The organism is Stenotrophomonas maltophilia group sp. msm1 (assembly GCF_032025805.1).
Taxonomy (GTDB): domain Bacteria; phylum Pseudomonadota; class Gammaproteobacteria; order Xanthomonadales; family Xanthomonadaceae; genus Stenotrophomonas; species Stenotrophomonas hibiscicola.
Genome location: NZ_JAVSKH010000004.1, coordinates 157183 through 173560 on the forward strand (window position 1 = coordinate 157183; position 16378 = coordinate 173560).

Annotated in this window: 16 protein-coding genes and 1 other RNA gene; 10 read left to right on the forward strand and 7 right to left on the reverse strand. The window is 67.0% G+C overall.

Annotation, left to right across the window (positions count from 1 at the left end; all coding sequences use genetic code 11):
* Window positions 1-1206: an integrase arm-type DNA-binding domain-containing protein gene (locus ROV95_RS17930; RefSeq protein WP_312545605.1), complete on the reverse strand. Its 1206-nt coding sequence runs from the start codon at window positions 1204-1206 to the stop codon at window positions 1-3.
* 165 nt (window positions 1207-1371) lie between these two features.
* Window positions 1372-1725: a transfer-messenger RNA gene (gene ssrA, locus ROV95_RS17935) on the reverse strand.
* A gap of 219 nt (window positions 1726-1944) precedes the next feature.
* Here ssrA and ROV95_RS17940 point away from each other — a divergent pair.
* Window positions 1945-2517: a hypothetical protein gene (locus ROV95_RS17940; RefSeq protein ID WP_019661237.1), complete on the forward strand. Its 573-nt coding sequence runs from the start codon at window positions 1945-1947 to the stop codon at window positions 2515-2517.
* 161 nt (window positions 2518-2678) lie between these two features.
* Here ROV95_RS17940 and smpB read toward each other — a convergent pair whose 3' ends face one another.
* Window positions 2679-3182 carry an SsrA-binding protein SmpB gene (gene smpB / locus ROV95_RS17945; RefSeq protein ID WP_111099305.1) on the reverse strand — a complete coding sequence of 168 codons (504 nt, stop codon included), beginning with the start codon at window positions 3180-3182 and terminating at the stop codon, window positions 2679-2681.
* A 57-nt stretch (window positions 3183-3239) separates the two neighbouring features.
* Here smpB and ROV95_RS17950 point away from each other — a divergent pair, with 57 nt between their 5' ends.
* Together ROV95_RS17950 and ROV95_RS17955 are read left to right on the forward strand one after the other, a co-directional pair.
* On the forward strand, window positions 3240-3665 hold the full coding sequence (locus tag ROV95_RS17950) for a type II toxin-antitoxin system RatA family toxin (protein WP_312545608.1): 426 nt from the start codon (window positions 3240-3242) through the stop codon (window positions 3663-3665).
* Window positions 3666-3668: 3 nt separating this feature from the next.
* Entirely contained in the window at window positions 3669-3926 is a 258-nt protein-coding gene (locus ROV95_RS17955; protein ID WP_019661240.1) for an RnfH family protein, read from the forward strand.
* Window positions 3927-3962: 36 nt separating this feature from the next.
* Here ROV95_RS17955 and bamE read toward each other — a convergent pair whose 3' ends face one another.
* Entirely contained in the window at window positions 3963-4355 is a 393-nt protein-coding gene (gene bamE, locus ROV95_RS17960; RefSeq protein WP_005409234.1) for an outer membrane protein assembly factor BamE, read from the reverse strand.
* A 103-nt stretch (window positions 4356-4458) separates the two neighbouring features.
* Between bamE and fur the strand changes: the two genes are divergently transcribed.
* On the forward strand, window positions 4459-4875 hold the full coding sequence (gene fur, locus ROV95_RS17965) for a ferric iron uptake transcriptional regulator (RefSeq protein ID WP_014646807.1): 417 nt from the start codon (window positions 4459-4461) through the stop codon (window positions 4873-4875).
* A 58-nt stretch (window positions 4876-4933) separates the two neighbouring features.
* Here the strand turns inward: fur and ROV95_RS17970 are convergent, their stop codons facing one another.
* Complete coding sequence (locus ROV95_RS17970) at window positions 4934-6178, reverse strand: SGNH/GDSL hydrolase family protein (RefSeq protein WP_312545610.1); 1245 nt, start codon at window positions 6176-6178, stop codon at window positions 4934-4936.
* 98 nt (window positions 6179-6276) lie between these two features.
* On the opposite strand from ROV95_RS17970, the gene ROV95_RS17975 reads away from it, so the two are divergent.
* Complete coding sequence (locus ROV95_RS17975) at window positions 6277-7194, forward strand: LysR family transcriptional regulator (RefSeq protein WP_019661241.1); 918 nt, start codon at window positions 6277-6279, stop codon at window positions 7192-7194.
* 110 nt (window positions 7195-7304) lie between these two features.
* On the opposite strand, the gene recN is transcribed toward ROV95_RS17975, so the two are convergent.
* Window positions 7305-8966: a DNA repair protein RecN gene (recN, locus tag ROV95_RS17980; protein ID WP_171952123.1), complete on the reverse strand. Its 1662-nt coding sequence runs from the start codon at window positions 8964-8966 to the stop codon at window positions 7305-7307.
* 115 nt (window positions 8967-9081) lie between these two features.
* Here recN and hrcA point away from each other — a divergent pair, with 115 nt between their 5' ends.
* The 4 genes from hrcA (at window position 9082) to dnaJ (ending at window position 14105) form a co-directional block, all read left to right on the forward strand.
* A complete protein-coding gene (hrcA, locus tag ROV95_RS17985; protein WP_019661243.1) occupies window positions 9082-10146 on the forward strand; it encodes a heat-inducible transcriptional repressor HrcA in 1065 nt (354 codons plus the stop codon).
* Window positions 10147-10209: 63 nt separating this feature from the next.
* Window positions 10210-10725 carry a nucleotide exchange factor GrpE gene (gene grpE, locus ROV95_RS17990; RefSeq protein ID WP_019661244.1) on the forward strand — a complete coding sequence of 172 codons (516 nt, stop codon included), beginning with the start codon at window positions 10210-10212 and terminating at the stop codon, window positions 10723-10725.
* A 181-nt stretch (window positions 10726-10906) separates the two neighbouring features.
* On the forward strand, window positions 10907-12829 hold the full coding sequence (gene dnaK / locus ROV95_RS17995) for a molecular chaperone DnaK (protein ID WP_021202053.1): 1923 nt from the start codon (window positions 10907-10909) through the stop codon (window positions 12827-12829).
* A gap of 154 nt (window positions 12830-12983) precedes the next feature.
* A complete protein-coding gene (gene dnaJ / locus ROV95_RS18000; protein ID WP_111104896.1) occupies window positions 12984-14105 on the forward strand; it encodes a molecular chaperone DnaJ in 1122 nt (373 codons plus the stop codon).
* A gap of 59 nt (window positions 14106-14164) precedes the next feature.
* Here dnaJ and ROV95_RS18005 read toward each other — a convergent pair whose 3' ends face one another.
* A complete protein-coding gene (locus tag ROV95_RS18005) occupies window positions 14165-14962 on the reverse strand; it encodes a helix-turn-helix transcriptional regulator (protein WP_312545615.1) in 798 nt (265 codons plus the stop codon).
* 72 nt (window positions 14963-15034) lie between these two features.
* Between ROV95_RS18005 and ROV95_RS18010 the strand changes: the two genes are divergently transcribed.
* Complete coding sequence (locus tag ROV95_RS18010; RefSeq protein WP_058981748.1) at window positions 15035-16234, forward strand: MFS transporter; 1200 nt, start codon at window positions 15035-15037, stop codon at window positions 16232-16234.
* Window positions 16235-16378: the final 144 nt, after the last annotated feature.

The window sequence follows — 16378 nt, forward strand, 5'->3', positions numbered from 1 at the left end:
TCATCCTGCCCGCAGCTTCACCACGTTGCCGTCGCGCAGACCATCGAGGTAATCCGCCCAGACCTGCATCATCCGCACGCGCTCCTGCAGGTGCGATGTGCGGTTGTAGGCCCGTCCGTTGGGATCCTTCACCGCGTGAGCAAGCTGGTGCTCGATGATGTCCGGGCGGAAGTGCAGGACCTCGTCCAGAATGGTGCGAGCCGTCGCGCGGAAGCCGTGGCCGGTCATCATCGTTCGGTCGTAACCCATATTGCGCAGCGCCGCAGTAACGGCGTTCTCCGACATCGGGCGTTTGGCATCGCGGGCGCCAGAGAACACCCATTTGTGCCGGCCGGTGATCGGCTTGATGTCCTCCAGGATCTGCAGCGCCTGCCTGGACAGCGGCACCAGGTGCGCAGCACGCATCTTCATCTTGCTGGCAGGGATGGTCCACACGGCCGCGTCGAGGTCGAACTCCTCCCACTCCGCATGCCGCAGTTCTCCAGGACGCAGGAACACCAGCGGCGCCAGCCGCAGCGCCGAGCGGGTGATGGCAGAGCCGCTGTATTCCTCGATGGAGCGCAGCAGGCCACCCAGCTGCACGGGGTCGGTAATCGCTGCGTGGTGGGCTTCCTTCGGCGGCGCGAGCGCTCCCTTCAGGTCGGCAACCGGGTTTCGCTCGGCCCGGCCAGTGGCCACGGCGTACCGCATGATCTGGCCGCAGTTCTGCATGATTCGGTGCGCGGACTCGATCGCGCCGCGGTCCTCGATGCGCCGGGCCACCCGGAGGAAGTCAGGCGCGGTGAGGTCGGCGACAGAGCGTGACCCGATCCAGGGGTACACGTCGTTCTTCATCCAGGCTTCGACCTTCTCCGCATAGCTGGGCACCCAGGGGCGTGTGGCCAGCCACTCATTGGCGATGGTCTCGAAGCTGTCCGAGCCAAGGGCGGAGTGGGCGAGGGCAGCAGCCTTCTTCTGCGCGCCCGGGTCGACGCCTCGGGCCAGCAGCCGGCGGGCTTCGTCGCGGGCCTCGCGCGCGCGCGCCAAGGAGACATCCGGGTACAGGCCGATCGACAGCAGCTTCTCCTTGCCGGCGATGCGGTACTTCCAGCGCCAGCTGCGTGCGCCGGTCGGGGTGAGGTAGAGGTACAGGCCACCACCGTCGGTGATCTTCTGCGGCTTGTCGCTGGGCTTGGCGCGCCTGATGGCTGCGTCGGTCAGAGGCATTGGGGGTATCGCTTCAGTGGGTGCGGTCGGATACCCCTTGATATACCCCCACCGTCTCATGGATTGAAACGGATTGCCCCGGTCTGCTGCGAACAATAAAAAAGCCCGGAAGCCCTTGTGATGCGGGGGTTTCCGGGCTTCTCCGGTCCTTGACGAACCGTTCGTTGGTGGAGGTGGGCGGAATTGAACCGCCGTCCGAAGGCACTCCATCCCCAGCACTACATGCTTAGCTCACCGTTGGATCTCGCCCCCGAACAGCACGGTGCGCAAAGCGCATCCGGGAACCAGCCTGTTGTGTTCTAGTGCCGGGCTGACAGGCAGCCGCCCAGCGCGATTCCATGATAGTGACTCTACACCGCGAGCATGGACACAAGCGGTTTCGAGGCTTAGGCCTTAAGCGGCCAGAGCGTAGTTGTCGTCGTTGGCAACTAGAGTTTTGCAGCTGGATTTACGAGGAAAGCTACCCCCTCGGCATGCGCCAGGCGACTTCACAACCCCCGTCGAAACCAATGCACCCCCGGTTTCTACAGTGCTGCAATGTACAGGGCCAATGCCGTGTTGCCACGAGCGGGGCCTGCCCAACGCTGCCAATGCTACGCCAAAACAGCTGAACAGTCACCGTGGCAATCCACAACAAGTTGTAGAGCCTCCGTCATAGCGGATTGGTAACGTCATGGGCACGAATTTGCGACACACTGGCGACGACCATCCAAGCCAGGACAGACAGGGAGACTGTGGGTGACCGAGGCAAGCCAACAACGCAGCCTGCGACAGCTGGTTGGACCCGTCGGGGCCGACTACCAGCGGCGCGCGTTGCCGCCCGGCTGGGTCTGGGCGGTGCTGGCGGTGCTGCTGGCGGCCACCTGGCCGACCGAGCTGCCGGCGACGGCGGCAGCCGCGCTGGTCTCCAGTGCGGTGGTGGTGCACTGGCCGCAGCGTGGGCGCTTGCATTGGCTGGGCTGGCGGCTGCCGGCGCTGGCGGTGCTCGCCGCGCTGCTGTGGGGCCCGGATGTACTGTCACAGTGGTTCGAACATGGCCTGGCCCTGACCTTGATGTCGCTGGCCAGCCTCAGCATTGGCGTGCATGTGTGGCAGTCGCGGCAAGTTGCGCGACAGTTGCAGGCTTCCGCCGATGCGCTGGACGACGCCCAGTTGCTGGCCCTGCTGCCCGTCGACGCCGCGCGGCTGGCGCAGCAGTGGCGCGCCGGTGATGATCGCCACGCTCCGGAACTTTCGGTGGTGATGCACCTGGCGGTGATGCATGCGGCGCTGGCGCCGAGGATGCGCAGGCAGGGCGTTCTGGCCAGCTGAGCCGCATCGTGTTGTAGAGCCGAGCCTATGCTCGGCTGCTTCACGGCAGTCGAACACAGCTCGGCTCTACAGAAAGCCAAAGCAGCCGAGCGTGGCTCGGCTCTACAGAAAGCCAAAGCAGCCGAGCATGGCTCGGCTCTACAGGGTGCTGCGCAGCCGCCTTACGCGTCGCGGTTGCCGCGACGCATCACGCGTTGTTTCTCGATCGCCCAGTCGCGGTCCTTGGCGGCATCGCGCTTGTCGTGGTTCTGCTTGCCCTTGGCCAGTGCGATCTCAAGCTTGATCTTGTTCTTGCTCCAGTACATCGCGGTAGGCACGATCGTGTAGCCGTCGCGCTCGACCTTGCCGATCAGCTTGTCGATCTCGTTCCGGTGCAGCAGCAGCTTGCGCTCGCGCCGGTCATTGGCCACCACGTGGGTGGAGGCCTGGATCAACGGGGTGATCTGTGCGCCGATCAGGTAGATCTCGCCGCGCTTCACATAGGCGTAGGCGTCGATGATGTTGCCGCGGCCTGCGCGGATCGACTTGACCTCCCAGCCCTGCAGGGCGAGGCCGGCCTCGAAGCGCTCTTCGATGTGGTATTCGTGGCGGGCACGCTTGTTCAACGCGATGGTTTTGTTGGCCGTCGCGCTCTTTGCTTTATCCTTGCCGCTGTTCTTGCTCATTTCCGTATTGTCTCCGATTCGGGCCCGCCCGGTCGATTGCCGAAACGTCCTGTATTCATGCCTACTATCCGCCGCAGCGCCCTGGTCGAACATTCGGCTGCGCGCATGTTCGACCTGGTCAACGATGTCCAGGCCTATCCGCGCCGTTTCCGCTGGTGTTCGGCCGCCCAGATCCTGGAGCAGGGCGAGGACCGCCTGGTGGCACGCCTGGACCTGGGCCTGGGTTCGTTCAGCACCTGGTTCCAGACCGAAAACACGCTGCAGCGCCCACACAGCATCGATATGCAGCTGCGCGATGGACCGTTCAAGCAGCTGCACGGCCGCTGGGAATTCCATGCGCTGGCCGAGGACGCCTGCAAGGTCACCCTCACCCTGGAGTTCGAGCCCAGCTCGCGCCTGCTCGGTCCGGCGCTGGCGATCGGCTTCCAGGGCCTGGCCGATCGGATGGTCAACGATTTCGTCCGCGTCGCCGACGAGGACTGAGCGGTGATCGAGGTCGAAGTGGTACTGGCTTGGCCGCAGCAGGTGCTGTCGCGCCGACTGAAACTGGAGGAGGGTGCCACCGTGGCCGACGCCATTGCCGCTGCGGCGCTGGAAGGCAGTGCCGATTGTCCGGCCGCTGCCGTGCACGGCGTCCTGGCGCGTCCGCAGCAGGTGCTGCTGGATGGCGACCGCGTCGAGCTGTTGCGCCCGCTGCTGGCCGATCCCAAGGACAACCGCCGGCGTCGCGCGCTCGGCGGTTGATCCCGGCAACCCGTCCCTGCGGACGGGGCTGGGCGCTTAACGGCCCTTCTTCTTCTTGTCCTTGGGCAGGTTGCGGCCGAACTGGCGCACGGTCTGCTGGGCCAGGGCCTTGTCGTTGCCCGGGAAGTAATCGCCCTCCCAGCGGGTCACGGTGTCATTCTCGAAGAACACCACGAAGTTCTTCACTTCGGTACGGCCCAGGCGGTTCACGCGCTGGCTGGACGTGTAGTCCCAGCGCTGGGCGTGGAACGGGTCGGGAATGGACGGGGTGCCCAGCAGCGCGGTGACCTGCTGCTTGCTCTGCCCGACCTGCAGCTTGGCCACGGCATCTTCCCGGATCAGGTTGCCCTGATAGATGGGTTGCTTGTAGATGATGCCGCACCCGGTGGTGGACAGGGCGACGGCGGCGACCAACAGGAGATTGCGCATCGGGACTGGCGGTTGGGGAAATCAAACCGATGATACACTCCCGGCGTGCCACCGCGACCCAATCCGAGGCAGCTGGCGCTAAATCGCCAATGAACGGAGACCTATGGAAACCCACGACCTGCGTAAAGTCGGCCTGAAGGTGACCCATCCGCGGATGCGGATCCTGGCGCTGCTCGAGCAGCGCAATGCCCAGCACCACCAGCATCACATGACCGCCGAGGACATCTACCGCCAGCTGCTCGAGCATGGCGACGAGATCGGCCTGGCGACCGTCTACCGGGTGCTGACCCAGTTCGAGGCTGCCGGCCTCGTGCTCAAGCACAATTTCGAGGGCGGCCAGGCCGTTTACGAACTGGACCGTGGTGGCCACCACGACCACATGGTCGACGTGGACAGCGGCAAGATCATCGAGTTCGAGAGCCATGAGATCGAGGAGCTGCAGCGCAAGATCGCAGCCGACCATGGCTACGAGCTGGAAGAGCACTCGCTGGTGCTGTACGTGCGCAAGAAGCGGAAGTAGGCCGTTCAGGCCCGCTGGATGCGACGAAACCCCGGGCCTGCCCGGGGTTTTTCGTTGCTTACGGTAGATTCCCGCCACGCCTGGATGATCCCATCAGGAGGTCCAGGTCCACCGCCTCGGCCATCGCCCGGTTCCCTGCATCACCCGGATGCAGGTGATCGCCGGAGTCGTAGGCGGCGGCCATCCGTAACGGCTCGGCCGGGTCGCGCAGCGCCGCGTCCAGGTCGATCACCGCGTCGAACGGGCTGTCCGTACGCAGCCAGGCATTGAGTTGCCGCCGCAGGGCGTCCTTGTCCGGGTGGTAGTAGTCGTCCAGCGGCGTGCCGGGCAGGGCACCAGCGAACGGTGGCAGGGTGGCGCCGATTATCCGCACACCACGCCTGCGGGCCTGTTCTGCCAGGGTGCGATAGCCCGCCTGCAGTTCGGCCAGCGTTGGCCTGGCCTGGCCCCGGGCGAACGCCGTGCCGGGCCAGCTGATGTCGTTGATGCCGATCAGCACGATGACGCTCGCCACGCCGGGTTGATCCAGTGCATCGCGCTGGAAACGGGCCAGGGCGGACTCACCCATGCCGTCGCTCAGCAGCCGATTGCCGGAAATGCCCGCATTGACCACCGCCACCCCGCGCGGGGCGAGGCGCGCGGCCAGATGGTCGGTCCAGCGCTGGTCCTGGTCGAGGCTGGCCGTGGCGCCATCGGTGATCGAGTCGCCGATCACCACCACGCTGCGCGCGCTGGCGTTGGCCTCGACCTCGATACCGGCCAGGAGCAGGCGCGCGGTGGTGCTGCTGGCAGCGCGCAGCGCTTGGGCCCGGCTCTGGTCGCCAGCGGCGATCCAGTTGGTCTGGCGACCGTCCCAATGGAACGTCTGGACCGCCGCCGGCCCCGGCACGAAGACACTGACCTGCAGCGCCTGCCGGTCATCCGTGGCAAGCGCCAGCGGATCGCTCAGCCGTTCCTGGCCGGGGCCGATCACCACGCTGGGCTGGCCGTCGAAGCTGAGCGGGTGAGGCGCGCCGCCCATGCGTGCGGAGATGCTGGCCGCTCCGATCCGCAACGGCTGGGTACCGTAGGCATTGCTCAGCCGCACCCGCAGCCGCGCCCCGCCCAGGCTGATGCGCGCGGTCTGGCGGAAAGTCTTGTCATGCAGCGCGGCCGGAACCAGGGTTGGGAAGAGGAAATCCGCGCCCCAGACCGGTTGCGGGCTGGCCTGCCAGCTGGCGACCCAGTGCGGGGCCGTGGCCGCGCTGGCAGCGCCGGACAGGGCAATCAATGCGGCGGCGGTGAACTGGCTCAAGCGGTTCATCGGGCAATCCCGGGAAGGAGGAATCGCCATGGTGATTCTCCGGCCATCTGTGAACTAGACTGCGCATGGATAATCATCTGTGAACTGGATTCATCGTCATGGCGCGACCCGACATCAACCGATCCGGCGAGCTGGAAGTGTTCGTGCGGGTCATCGAGACCGGCGGCTTCTCCGCCGCCGCGCGCACGCTCGACATGACGCCGTCTGCGGTGAGCAAGCTCGTGGCACGATTGGAGCAGCGGCTGGGCACGCGACTGCTGCAGCGATCCACCCGCCAGCTGCAGCTGACCCCGGAAGGCTGCGCGTTCTACGAGCGGGGCCTGCGGGTGCTGGCCGATCTGGAAGAAGCAGAGCGCTGCGCCAGTGCCCATGCCGAACCGCGTGGACGCCTGCGGGTCAACTCCAACGTGCCGTTCGGCCAGCATTTCCTGTTGCCGCTGCTGCCGGCGTTCCTGGCGCGCAACCCGCAGGTGGGGGTGGACCTGACCCTCAATGATGAAGTGATCGACCTTCTGGAGCAGCGCACCGACGTTGCGGTAAGGGCTGGTCCGCTGAAGAGCTCCAGCCTGGTGGCGCGACGGCTGGGCGCGACGCGGATGATGATCGTGGCCGCGCCGGCGTACCTGCAGCGGCACGGGATGCCGCGCAACGCCGACGAACTGCAGTCGCACAACCGGCTGGACATCGGCCACGCGCGTGCGATGCAGGGCTGGCCGCTGCTGCAGGAGGGGCGAGAGCGGATGGTGCTGCCCAGCGGCAACGCCCGTGCGAGCAACGGCGATGCACTGCGCCAGCTGGTGCTGGGTGGTCTGGGCATGGCCCGCCTGGCCGCGTTCCAGGTGCAGGACGACGTCGCCGCCGGGCGCCTGCTGCCGGTGCTGGAAGAGGCCAATCCGGGTGACCTGGAAGAAGTGCACGCCGTGTTCCTGGGGCAGGGCGGTTACCTGCCGCTGCGGGTGCGCGCGTTCCTCGATTTCCTGGTGGAACAGGTCGATCTGACGCAGCCACGGGGGTAGGGCCGGCCGCTGGCCGGCAACCTCACGATCTTCGCCCACCCGTGTTGGGTTGCCGGCCAGCGGCCGGCACTACCGCGCGGAAGCCGGGCCTATGCCCGGCTCGGGCGGCGTTACACCTGCAGCAGCTTGCGTGCGGCGGCGCGCGCTTCCTTGCTCACTTCCACGCCACCCAGCATGCGCGCCAGCTCTTCTTCGCGCGCCTTGCTGTCCAGCTTTTCCACGGCGCTCTGGGTCATGCCTTCCACCGGCGCCTTGCTGACCCGGTAATGGGCATGGCCTTTGGAGGCGACCTGCGGCAGATGGGTCACGCACAGCACCTGGCGCTTCTCGCCCAGTGCGCGCAGCTTCTGGCCGACGATGTCGGCCACCGCGCCGCCGATGCCGGAGTCGACCTCGTCAAACACCATGGTGGGCACCGCATCCAGGTCCAGCGCGGCCACTTCAATGGCCAGCGAGATGCGTGACAGTTCACCGCCCGAGGCCACCTTGCGCAGGGCGCGCGGCGGCTGGCCGGCGTTGGCGGCGACCAGGAACTCCACGCGTTCGGCGCCCTGTGGGTCGGGCTTGCCGGCGTCCTGGGGTTCCAGCTCGATCAGGAACTGGCCGCCGCCCATGCCCAGCTCGGCGATGATGCCGGTGGTGGTGGCCGACAGTTCGGCGGCGGCGCTGCGGCGGCTGGCGGTCAGCACTTCAGCCTGCACGCGCCAGGCGGCGGCGGCCTTGTCGATCTCGCCGGCCAGGCGCTGCAGGCGCTCGTCGGCGCCGCGCAGTTGCTCCACTTCGGCATGCATGCGCTCGCGTTGCGCGCCCAGCTCGTCCATCGGCACGCGGTGCTTGCGGGCCAGGTCGTGCAGGCGGCCGAGGCGGCGCTCGTTCTCCTCGAACTGTTCCGGGTCGGCATCCAGATCGTCGTGCACGCGGTCAAGCAGCGACAGGGCTTCGTGCAGCTGGATCGAGGCATTCTCGATCAGGCCGTCCACCTCGCCCAGCCGTGGGTCGTGTTCGATCAGGCGCGACAGCTCGTGGCGCACCTGCTGCAACAGGTCCAGCGCGGAGCTGCCGTCGTCACCGTTGAGCTGGTTGCTGGCCGCCTGGCAGGCACTCAGCAGGGCGCTGGCGTGGGCCTGGCGACGGTGGCTGGCGCCGAGTGCCGCGATCGATTCCGGCTCAAGGTCTTCCCGGTCCAGTTCGCGCAGCTGGTGCTCGAGGAAGCCGATCCGGTCACTGACGTCGCCCTGTTGCGACAGCGCCAGCGATTCATCGACCAGTGCCTGCCAGGCCGCGGCGGCGCGCCGTACCTGGCGGCGTTCGTTCTCGTTGCCGGCATAGGCATCCAGCAGCGCCAGCTGCGACGGGCGCGTCAGCAGGGCCTGCTGTTCGTGCTGGCCGTGGATCTCCACCAGCAACGAGGCCAGGTCGCCCAGCTGGGCCAGGGTCACCGGGCGGCCGTTGATCCAGGCCCGGGAACCGCCGTCGGCGCGGATCACGCGGCGCAGCTGGCATTGGTCCTCGTCGTCCAGCTCGTTGTCGGCCAGCCACTGGCGGGCGGCCTGCAGCTGCTCCAGCGCGAATTCGGCGGAAAGCTCGGCGCGGGCGGCGCCATGGCGGACCACGCCGCTGTCGGCGCGCAGGCCGGACAGGAAGCCCAGCGCGTCGACCATCAGCGACTTGCCGGCGCCGGTCTCGCCTGAAACCACGGTCATGCCTGGCCCGAACTCCAGTTCGGTAGCGCGGACGACGGCGAAATCCTTGATCGAAAGATGTCTGAGCATGGGTAAGGGGGTATCAGCAGCCGCGCAACGCTAGCACGCGGGCGCGGGAGGTCCAATGACTTGCCAAGGTGATGCGCCGCCATTATCTAGTGTCCGTGTCTCACAGGTTGATTCCATGCACGGTTCTCCCGACCAGCTTGCCCCGCGTGCGCGCCATCTGCTGCGCACGCTGATCGCGCGTTATATCCAGGACGGTGAGCCGGTGGGCTCGCAGACGCTGGCACGCGTGGCCGGGCTGGAGGTCAGCCCGGCCACCATCCGCAACATCCTCGGCGACCTGGAGGACCTGGGCCTGCTGGCCTCGCCGCATACCTCGGCCGGGCGGGTACCGACCGCGCACGGCTACCGGGTATTCGTCGACAGCCTGCTGCAGATGCAGCCGCCGGGCGAGGGCGAGCTGGCCCGGCTGCGCCAGGAGCTGGCCGGCGGTGGCAGCACCCAGGCCCTGCTCGGCAGCGCTTCGGAACTGTTGTCGGCGATGAGCCACTTCGTCGGCGTGGTCAGCGCCCCGCGGCGGGAGCAGTTCGCCTTCCGCCAGATCGATTTCGTGGCGCTGGACGGACGGCGGGTGCTGGCGATCCTGGTGTTCGCCGACAACGAGGTACAGAACCGGGTCATTGAGACCCGCCAGGAGTTTGCGCCGGGGCAGCTGGAGCAGGTCGCCAACTACCTCAATGCGCATTTCGCCGGCCTGCCGCTGGCCGAGATCCGCACCCGCCTGCTGCTGGAACTGCGCGATGCCCGGTCCGAACTGGAACAGCTGCTGGCGCACAGCATCGAACTGGCCGAACAGGCCCTGCAGCCGCCGGCCGACGACATGCTGGTGGCCGGCCAGACCCGGCTGATGGGGGTGCAGGACCTGTCTGACCTGGAGCGCCTGCGCGAACTGTTCGAGCTGTTCTCCAGCAAGCGCGAGATCCTGCAGCTGCTGGAGCGGACCATCCAGGCGCCGGGCGTGCGCATCTTCATCGGCGAGGAGACCGGGATGATGCCGCTGCAGGGCGTCTCGCTGGTCACCGCCCCTTACACCGCCAACGGCCAGGTGCTGGGCGTGCTGGGCGTGATCGGTCCCAAGCGGATGGCCTACGACCGCGTGATCCCGCTGGTCCAGGCCACGGCCGATGTGCTCGGCGCGGCCTTTTCACCGGCCTCGCGCACGCCGGGAACATCCGACGCTTGAAACGCAGCATCCCGCCCACACTAGGGTGGTTGGAGGCGGAGTTTGACCGCCAGGGACCCAGACATGAACCACGAACAGCCAGATATCGAATCCCAGCAGAGTGCCGCCGATGCGGCCGCCACCGCCGGCGTCAACGACGAAGTCGAGCGCCTGCGCGCCGAAATCGAACAGGTCAAGGCCGATGCCCTGCGTGAGCGCGCCGACCTGGAGAACCAGCGCAAGCGCGTTGCCCGTGACATCGAACAGGCCCGCAAGTTCGCCAACGAGAAGCTGCTGGGCGATCTGCTCCCCGTGTTCGACAGCCTGGACGCCGGCCTGAAGGCCGCCGGCGACGACCCGCACCCGCTGCGCGAAGGCCTGGAGCTGACCTACAAGCAGCTGCTCAAGGTCGCTGCCGACAACGGCCTGGTCCTGCTGGACCCGATCGGCCAGCCGTTCAACCCGGAACACCACCAGGCGATCAGCCAGGCCCCGACCCCGGGCGCCGCCCCGGGCAGCGTGGTGACCGTGTTCCAGAAGGGCTACCTGCTCAACGAGCGCCTGCTGCGGCCGGCGCTGGTGGTGGTGGCCGCCGAGTGATCCCGCGGGGCCGGGCGGCGGACAGCCACCGCCACCCGACCCGACGCTGAACGCGCCGGATGACCGGAAACACAGCGTTCGGAGGATGGCTTGAATGTTCCACGAGCCTCCCCCACATCGTATTCATCCACCGGCCGAACGGCCGGACTGACCCCAACTAGCATCCTCAGGAGTCTCCCCCATGGGCAAGATCATTGGTATCGACCTCGGCACCACCAACTCGTGCGTGGCGATCATGGACGGCGGCAAGGCCCGCGTCATCGAGAATTCGGAAGGCGATCGCACCACTCCGTCGATCGTCGCCTACACCAAGGACGGCGAAGTCCTGGTCGGTGCCTCGGCCAAGCGCCAGGCCGTGACCAACCCGAAGAACACCTTCTACGCGGTGAAGCGCCTGATCGGCCGCAAGTTCACCGATGGCGAGGTGCAGAAGGACATCGCCCACGTCCCGTACAGCATCCTGGCCCATGACAATGGCGACGCCTGGGTGGCCACCAGCGACGGCAAGAAGATGGCGCCGCAGGAAATCTCGGCCAAGGTGCTGGAAAAGATGAAGAAGACCGCCGAGGACTTCCTCGGTGAGAAGGTCACCGAAGCGGTCATCACCGTGCCGGCCTACTTCAACGACAGCCAGCGCCAGGCGACCAAGGACGCCGGCCGCATCGCCGGCCTGGACGTCAAGCGCATCATCAACGAGCCGACCGCGGCCGCGCTGGCCTATGGCCTGGACAAGGGCGACAACAAGGATCGCAAGATCGTGGTGTACGACCTGGGCGGCGGCACCTTCGACGTCTCGGTGATCGAGATCGCCAACGTCGACGGTGAAAAGCAGTTCGAAGTGCTGGCCACCAACGGCGACACCTTCCTGGGCGGCGAAGACTTCGACAACCGCGTCATCGAGTACCTGGTTGAAGAGTTCAACAAGGACCAGGGCATCGACCTGCGCAAGGATCCGCTGGCCCTGCAGCGCCTGAAGGACGCTGCCGAGCGCGCTAAGATCGAGCTGTCCAGCGCCCAGCAGACCGAAGTGAACCTGCCGTACGTCACCGCTGACGCGTCGGGTCCGAAGCACCTGAACATCAAGCTGACCCGCGCCAAGCTGGAAGCGCTGGTGGACGACCTGATCAGGAAGTCGATCGAGCCGTGCCGCGTCGCCCTGAACGATGCCGGCCTGCGTTCGAGCGACATCAGCGAAGTGATCCTGGTCGGCGGCCAGACCCGCATGCCGAAGGTGCAGCAGGCGGTGACCGAGTTCTTCGGCAAGGAACCGCGCAAGGACGTCAACCCGGACGAGGCCGTGGCACTGGGTGCGGCGATCCAGGGCGGCGTGCTGGGCGGCGACGTCAAGGACGTGCTGCTGCTGGACGTGACCCCGCTGTCGCTGGGCATCGAGACCATGGGCGGCGTGTTCACCAAGATCATCGAGAAGAACACCACCATCCCGACCAAGGCTTCGCAGGTGTTCTCCACCGCCGAGGACAACCAGTCGGCCGTGACCGTGCACGTGCTGCAGGGTGAGCGCGAACAGGCCCGCTTCAACAAGTCGCTGGCCAAGTTCGACCTGTCCGGCATCGAGCCGGCCCCGCGCGGTCTGCCGCAGGTGGAAGTGTCCTTCGACATCGACGCCAACGGCATCCTGCATGTGTCGGCCAAGGACAAGAAGACCAACAAGGAACAGAAGGTCGAGATCAAGGCCGGTTCGGGCCTGTCCGAGGAGGAGATCGCGCGCATGGTCGCCGACGCGGAAGCCAACCGCGAAGAAGACAAGAAGTTCCAGGAACTGGTGCAGGCCCGCAACCAGGCCGACGCCCTGATCCACGGCACCCGCAGCGCGATCACCGAGCACGGCAGCAAGGTCGGCGGCGATGTCATCGGCAAGGTCGAGGCAGCGCTGGCTGACCTGGAAACCGCGATGAAGGGCGACGACAAGGCACAGATCGAAGCCAAGTCGAAGGCACTGGAAGAAGCTGGCCAGTCGCTGTTCGCCGCTGCTTCGGCCGACCAGGGCGGTGCCCCGGGTGCCGACGCCGGCAATGCCGGCAAGGCGCAGGACGACGTGGTCGACGCTGAGTTCACCGAAGTCAAGGACGACAAGAAGTCCTGATCCGGACCGACGCGGGACGCTGGCCACCAGCGTCCCGTTGTCGCATCAGGGTCCTGACCGCCCACCGGCGTGTCGGGGCGCCCGACGCAAGAGCGGACCTGGTTCCGCTCTTCCGCTTTGACGAATCCCGACGTTCCGGAACCCGATTCACGATATGAGCAAGCGCGATTACTACGAAGTGCTGGGCGTTGCCCGCACCGCCACCGACGACGAGCTGAAGAAGGCCTACCGTCGCTGCGCGATGAAGTTCCACCCGGACCGCAACCCGGGTGATGCGGCGGCCGAAGCCTCCTTCAAGGAGTGCAAGGAAGCCTACGAAGTACTGTCCGACGGCAACAAGCGCCGCATGTACGACAGCCACGGCCACGCCGCGTTCGAGCACGGCATGGGCGGCGGTGGTCCGGGCGGCCCGGACATGAACGATATCTTCGGCGATATCTTCGGCAACATCTTTGGTGGCGGCGGTGGTCCGCGCCAGGCCCGTCGCGGCGCCGACATCGGCTACGTGATGGAGCTGGACCTGGAAGAAGCCGTGCGCGGCGTCGAGCGCCGCATCGAGATTCCGACCCTGGCCGAGTGCAGCGACTGCGATGGCAGTGGCTCCGAGGACGGCAAGGTCGAGACCTGCAACGTGTGCCACGGCCGTGGCCAGGTGCGCATCCAGCGCGGCATCTTCGCCATGCAGCAGGCCTGCCACAACTGCGGCGGCCGTGGCCAGATCATCGCCAAGCCCTGCAAGACCTGCCACGGCAACGGCCGCGTCGAGGAAGACAAGGTGCTGTCGGTGAAGGTGCCGGCCGGCGTCGATACCGGCGACCGCATCCGCCTGCAGGGCGAGGGCGAAGCCGGTCCGGCCGGTACGCCGCCGGGTGACCTGTACGTGGAAGTGCGCGTGCGCGAGCATGCGATCTTCCAGCGCGATGGCGACGACCTGCACTGCGAAGTGCCGATCCGCATCTCGCAGGCGGCACTGGGTGACACCGTGCGCGTGGCCACGCTCGGCGGCGAGGCGGAGATCCGCATCCCGGCCGAGACCCAGACCGGCAAGCTGTTCCGCCTGCGTGGCAAGGGCGTACGTTCGGTGCGCAGCCGCAGCGAGGGTGACCTGTACTGCCGTGTGGTGGTGGAGACCCCGGTCAACCTCACCAACGAGCAGCGCAAGCTGCTGGAGCAGTTCGAAGCCACCTTCGTTGGTGAGGAAGCGCGCAAGCATTCGCCGAAGTCGGCCACCTTCATCGATGGCGTGAAGGGCTTCTGGGACCGCATGACGTCCTGAGTTCTCAACGCAAGCATTGAACGGTAGCGCCGGGCCATGCCCGGCGTTTTCGTATGCGGTCAGCGGAAAAACGCCGCAGGTGTCTGCCCCAGCTGCCGCTTGAACATGCTGGTGAACGCGCTTGGGCTGTCGTAACCCATCGCCAGCGCGACATCGATGACCTTGTCGCCGACGGCCAGCCGTTCCAGTGCGGCCAGCAGCCGCGCCTGTTGTCGCCACTGCCCGAAGGTCATGCCCAGTTCGCTGGCGAAATGGCGCTGGATGGTTTTCACGTCCACCTGCAGGGCCTGCGCCCAATCCTGCAGCGTGGCGTCGTCGCCGGGATGCTTCTGGATGTGCTGGCAGATCCGCTGCAGGCGCGGGTCGGTGGGCGAGGGCAGGTGCAGCGGCAGCACGTCCATGCGGTGCAGCTCGTCCAGCAGCAGGCGCACCACGCGGCCGTCGCGGCTGTCGTCCACATGCGCGGTCTCGATCAGGCTGGCGGCCAGCAGCAGCTCGCGCAGCAGCGGCGCCACCTGTACCGCGAACGGTTCGTCCGGCAGCTGCGGCGCGAAGTCCGGCTCCACGTACAGGCTGCGCATGTGTACTTCGGCGATGCAGTCCACCGCATGGGCCGTGCCGGCCGGGACCCAGATCGCGCGGGTTGAAGGCACTACCCAGCGGCCGCCGTCTGCACGCACCACCATCAGTCCGGACATGGCGAACACCAGCTGGTGACGCCGGTGCCGGTGGGGCGCGATGTGGGTCCCGGGCTTGTAATGGCGGGCGCGGCAGGTCACTGGGCGGTGCACCGGAACCTCGTTCCACGGCGCAGTCTCGCGGACCTGGCAGGGGATGTCCTTTTTGCGATATGCCATGACCCGAACGCGGCAGAAGGGAGGGGGAGGTCACCGTAGCATGCGTGGCTCGCCCCCAACCTGACTGTATCCATGTCGACCCTGGCTTCTCCCGCAACCACCTCACGCCCGGTGGCCCCCGGCGTGCTGGCCGCCATCTCCACCTCGCATGTCGTCAACGACATGATGCAGTCGCTGATCCTGGCCATCTATCCAGTGATCAAGGGCGGCTTCAACCTCAGCTTCACCCAGATCGGCCTGATCACGCTGACCTACCAGCTCACCGCCTCGATCTTCCAGCCGTTGATCGGCATGGCTACCGACCGCCGCCCGGCGCCGTACTCGCTGCCGATCGGCATGGCCTCGACCCTGTGCGGCATGCTGCTGCTGGGCTTCGCACCGAACTACGCGGTGGTGCTGATGGCGGCGGCGATGGTCGGCATTGGTTCGGCCATCTTCCATCCGGAAGCCTCGCGCATCGCGCGGCTGGCCTCGGGCGGTCGCCATGGTTTCGCGCAGTCGGTGTTCCAGGTCGGTGGCAACTTCGGTACCGCGCTGGGCCCGCTGATTGCAGCGGCGGTGATCGTGCCGTATGGCCAGCATGCCGCATCGTGGTTTGCCGGCGCCGCCCTGATCGGCATCGCGCTGCTGACCTATGTCGGCCGCTGGTACGCGCTGCACCTGGGCATCCCGCGCCCGGCCAGCACCGCCTCGACGGCGCCGCGCCATCCGCCGCGCACCGTGGCCAAGGTGCTGGCGATCCTGCTGGTGCTGATCTTCAGCAAGTACTTCTACATGGCCAGCATCGGCAGCTACTTCACCTTTTACCTGATCCACCATTTCGGCATTCCGGTGGCACAGGCGCAGCTGCACCTGTTCGCATTCCTGGTGGCGTCCGCGGCCGGCGGCTTCCTCGGCGGCCCGCTGGGTGACCGCATCGGCCGCAAGCCGATCATCTGGACCTCGATCCTGGGCGTTGCGCCGTTCGCACTGATGCTGCCGCATGCCGATCTGTTCTGGACCACGGTGCTGGCGGTGCTGATCGGTTTCGTGCTGTCCTCTGCGTTCTCGGCCATCGTGGTCTATGCGCAGGAAATGATGCCGCACCGGATCGGCATGGTGTCCGGCCTGTTCTTCGGTTTCGCGTTCGGTATGGGCGGGCTGGGTGCCGCCGTGCTGGGCCTGCTGGCGGACAAGACCAGCATCGAGTACGTCTATCAGCTGACTGCGTTCCTGCCGCTGCTGGGCATCGTGGCGGCGTGGCTGCCGCCGTCGCGGCCTGCTGCTCACTGAGGGGTTTTGGTTTGCAGGGCTTGCAGCCCTGCACCCGCAGAGGCAACGGCAACAGCCGAAGCGCGCTATCCGTGGGGGGGGGGGGTGGGTCCGGTGGCGGGGGCCGCTGCAAGTACGTCCATGTAAGCTCGGTCGCCGCATCCA

Bases quoted from the DNA above. Each gene is read 5' to 3' on its own strand.
- recN (WP_171952123.1), bottom strand. From the start codon at position 8,966: ATGCTCAGACATCTTTCGATCAAGGATTTCGCCGTCGTCCGCGCTACC.
- ROV95_RS17930 (WP_312545605.1), bottom strand. From the start codon at position 1,206: ATGCCTCTGACCGACGCAGCCATCAGGCGCGCCAAGCCCAGCGACAAG.
- hrcA (WP_019661243.1), top strand. From the start codon at position 9,082: ATGCACGGTTCTCCCGACCAGCTTGCCCCGCGTGCGCGCCATCTGCTG.
- dnaJ (WP_111104896.1), top strand. From the start codon at position 12,984: ATGAGCAAGCGCGATTACTACGAAGTGCTGGGCGTTGCCCGCACCGCC.
- ROV95_RS17950 (WP_312545608.1), top strand. From the start codon at position 3,240: ATGCCTACTATCCGCCGCAGCGCCCTGGTCGAACATTCGGCTGCGCGC.
- ROV95_RS18005 (WP_312545615.1), bottom strand. From the start codon at position 14,962: ATGGCATATCGCAAAAAGGACATCCCCTGCCAGGTCCGCGAGACTGCG.
- ROV95_RS18010 (WP_058981748.1), top strand. From the start codon at position 15,035: ATGTCGACCCTGGCTTCTCCCGCAACCACCTCACGCCCGGTGGCCCCC.
- ROV95_RS17970 (WP_312545610.1), bottom strand. From the start codon at position 6,178: ATGAACCGCTTGAGCCAGTTCACCGCCGCCGCATTGATTGCCCTGTCC.
- dnaK (WP_021202053.1), top strand. From the start codon at position 10,907: ATGGGCAAGATCATTGGTATCGACCTCGGCACCACCAACTCGTGCGTG.
- fur (WP_014646807.1), top strand. From the start codon at position 4,459: ATGGAAACCCACGACCTGCGTAAAGTCGGCCTGAAGGTGACCCATCCG.
- grpE (WP_019661244.1), top strand. From the start codon at position 10,210: ATGAACCACGAACAGCCAGATATCGAATCCCAGCAGAGTGCCGCCGAT.
- bamE (WP_005409234.1), bottom strand. From the start codon at position 4,355: ATGCGCAATCTCCTGTTGGTCGCCGCCGTCGCCCTGTCCACCACCGGG.
- smpB (WP_111099305.1), bottom strand. From the start codon at position 3,182: ATGAGCAAGAACAGCGGCAAGGATAAAGCAAAGAGCGCGACGGCCAAC.
- ROV95_RS17975 (WP_019661241.1), top strand. From the start codon at position 6,277: ATGGCGCGACCCGACATCAACCGATCCGGCGAGCTGGAAGTGTTCGTG.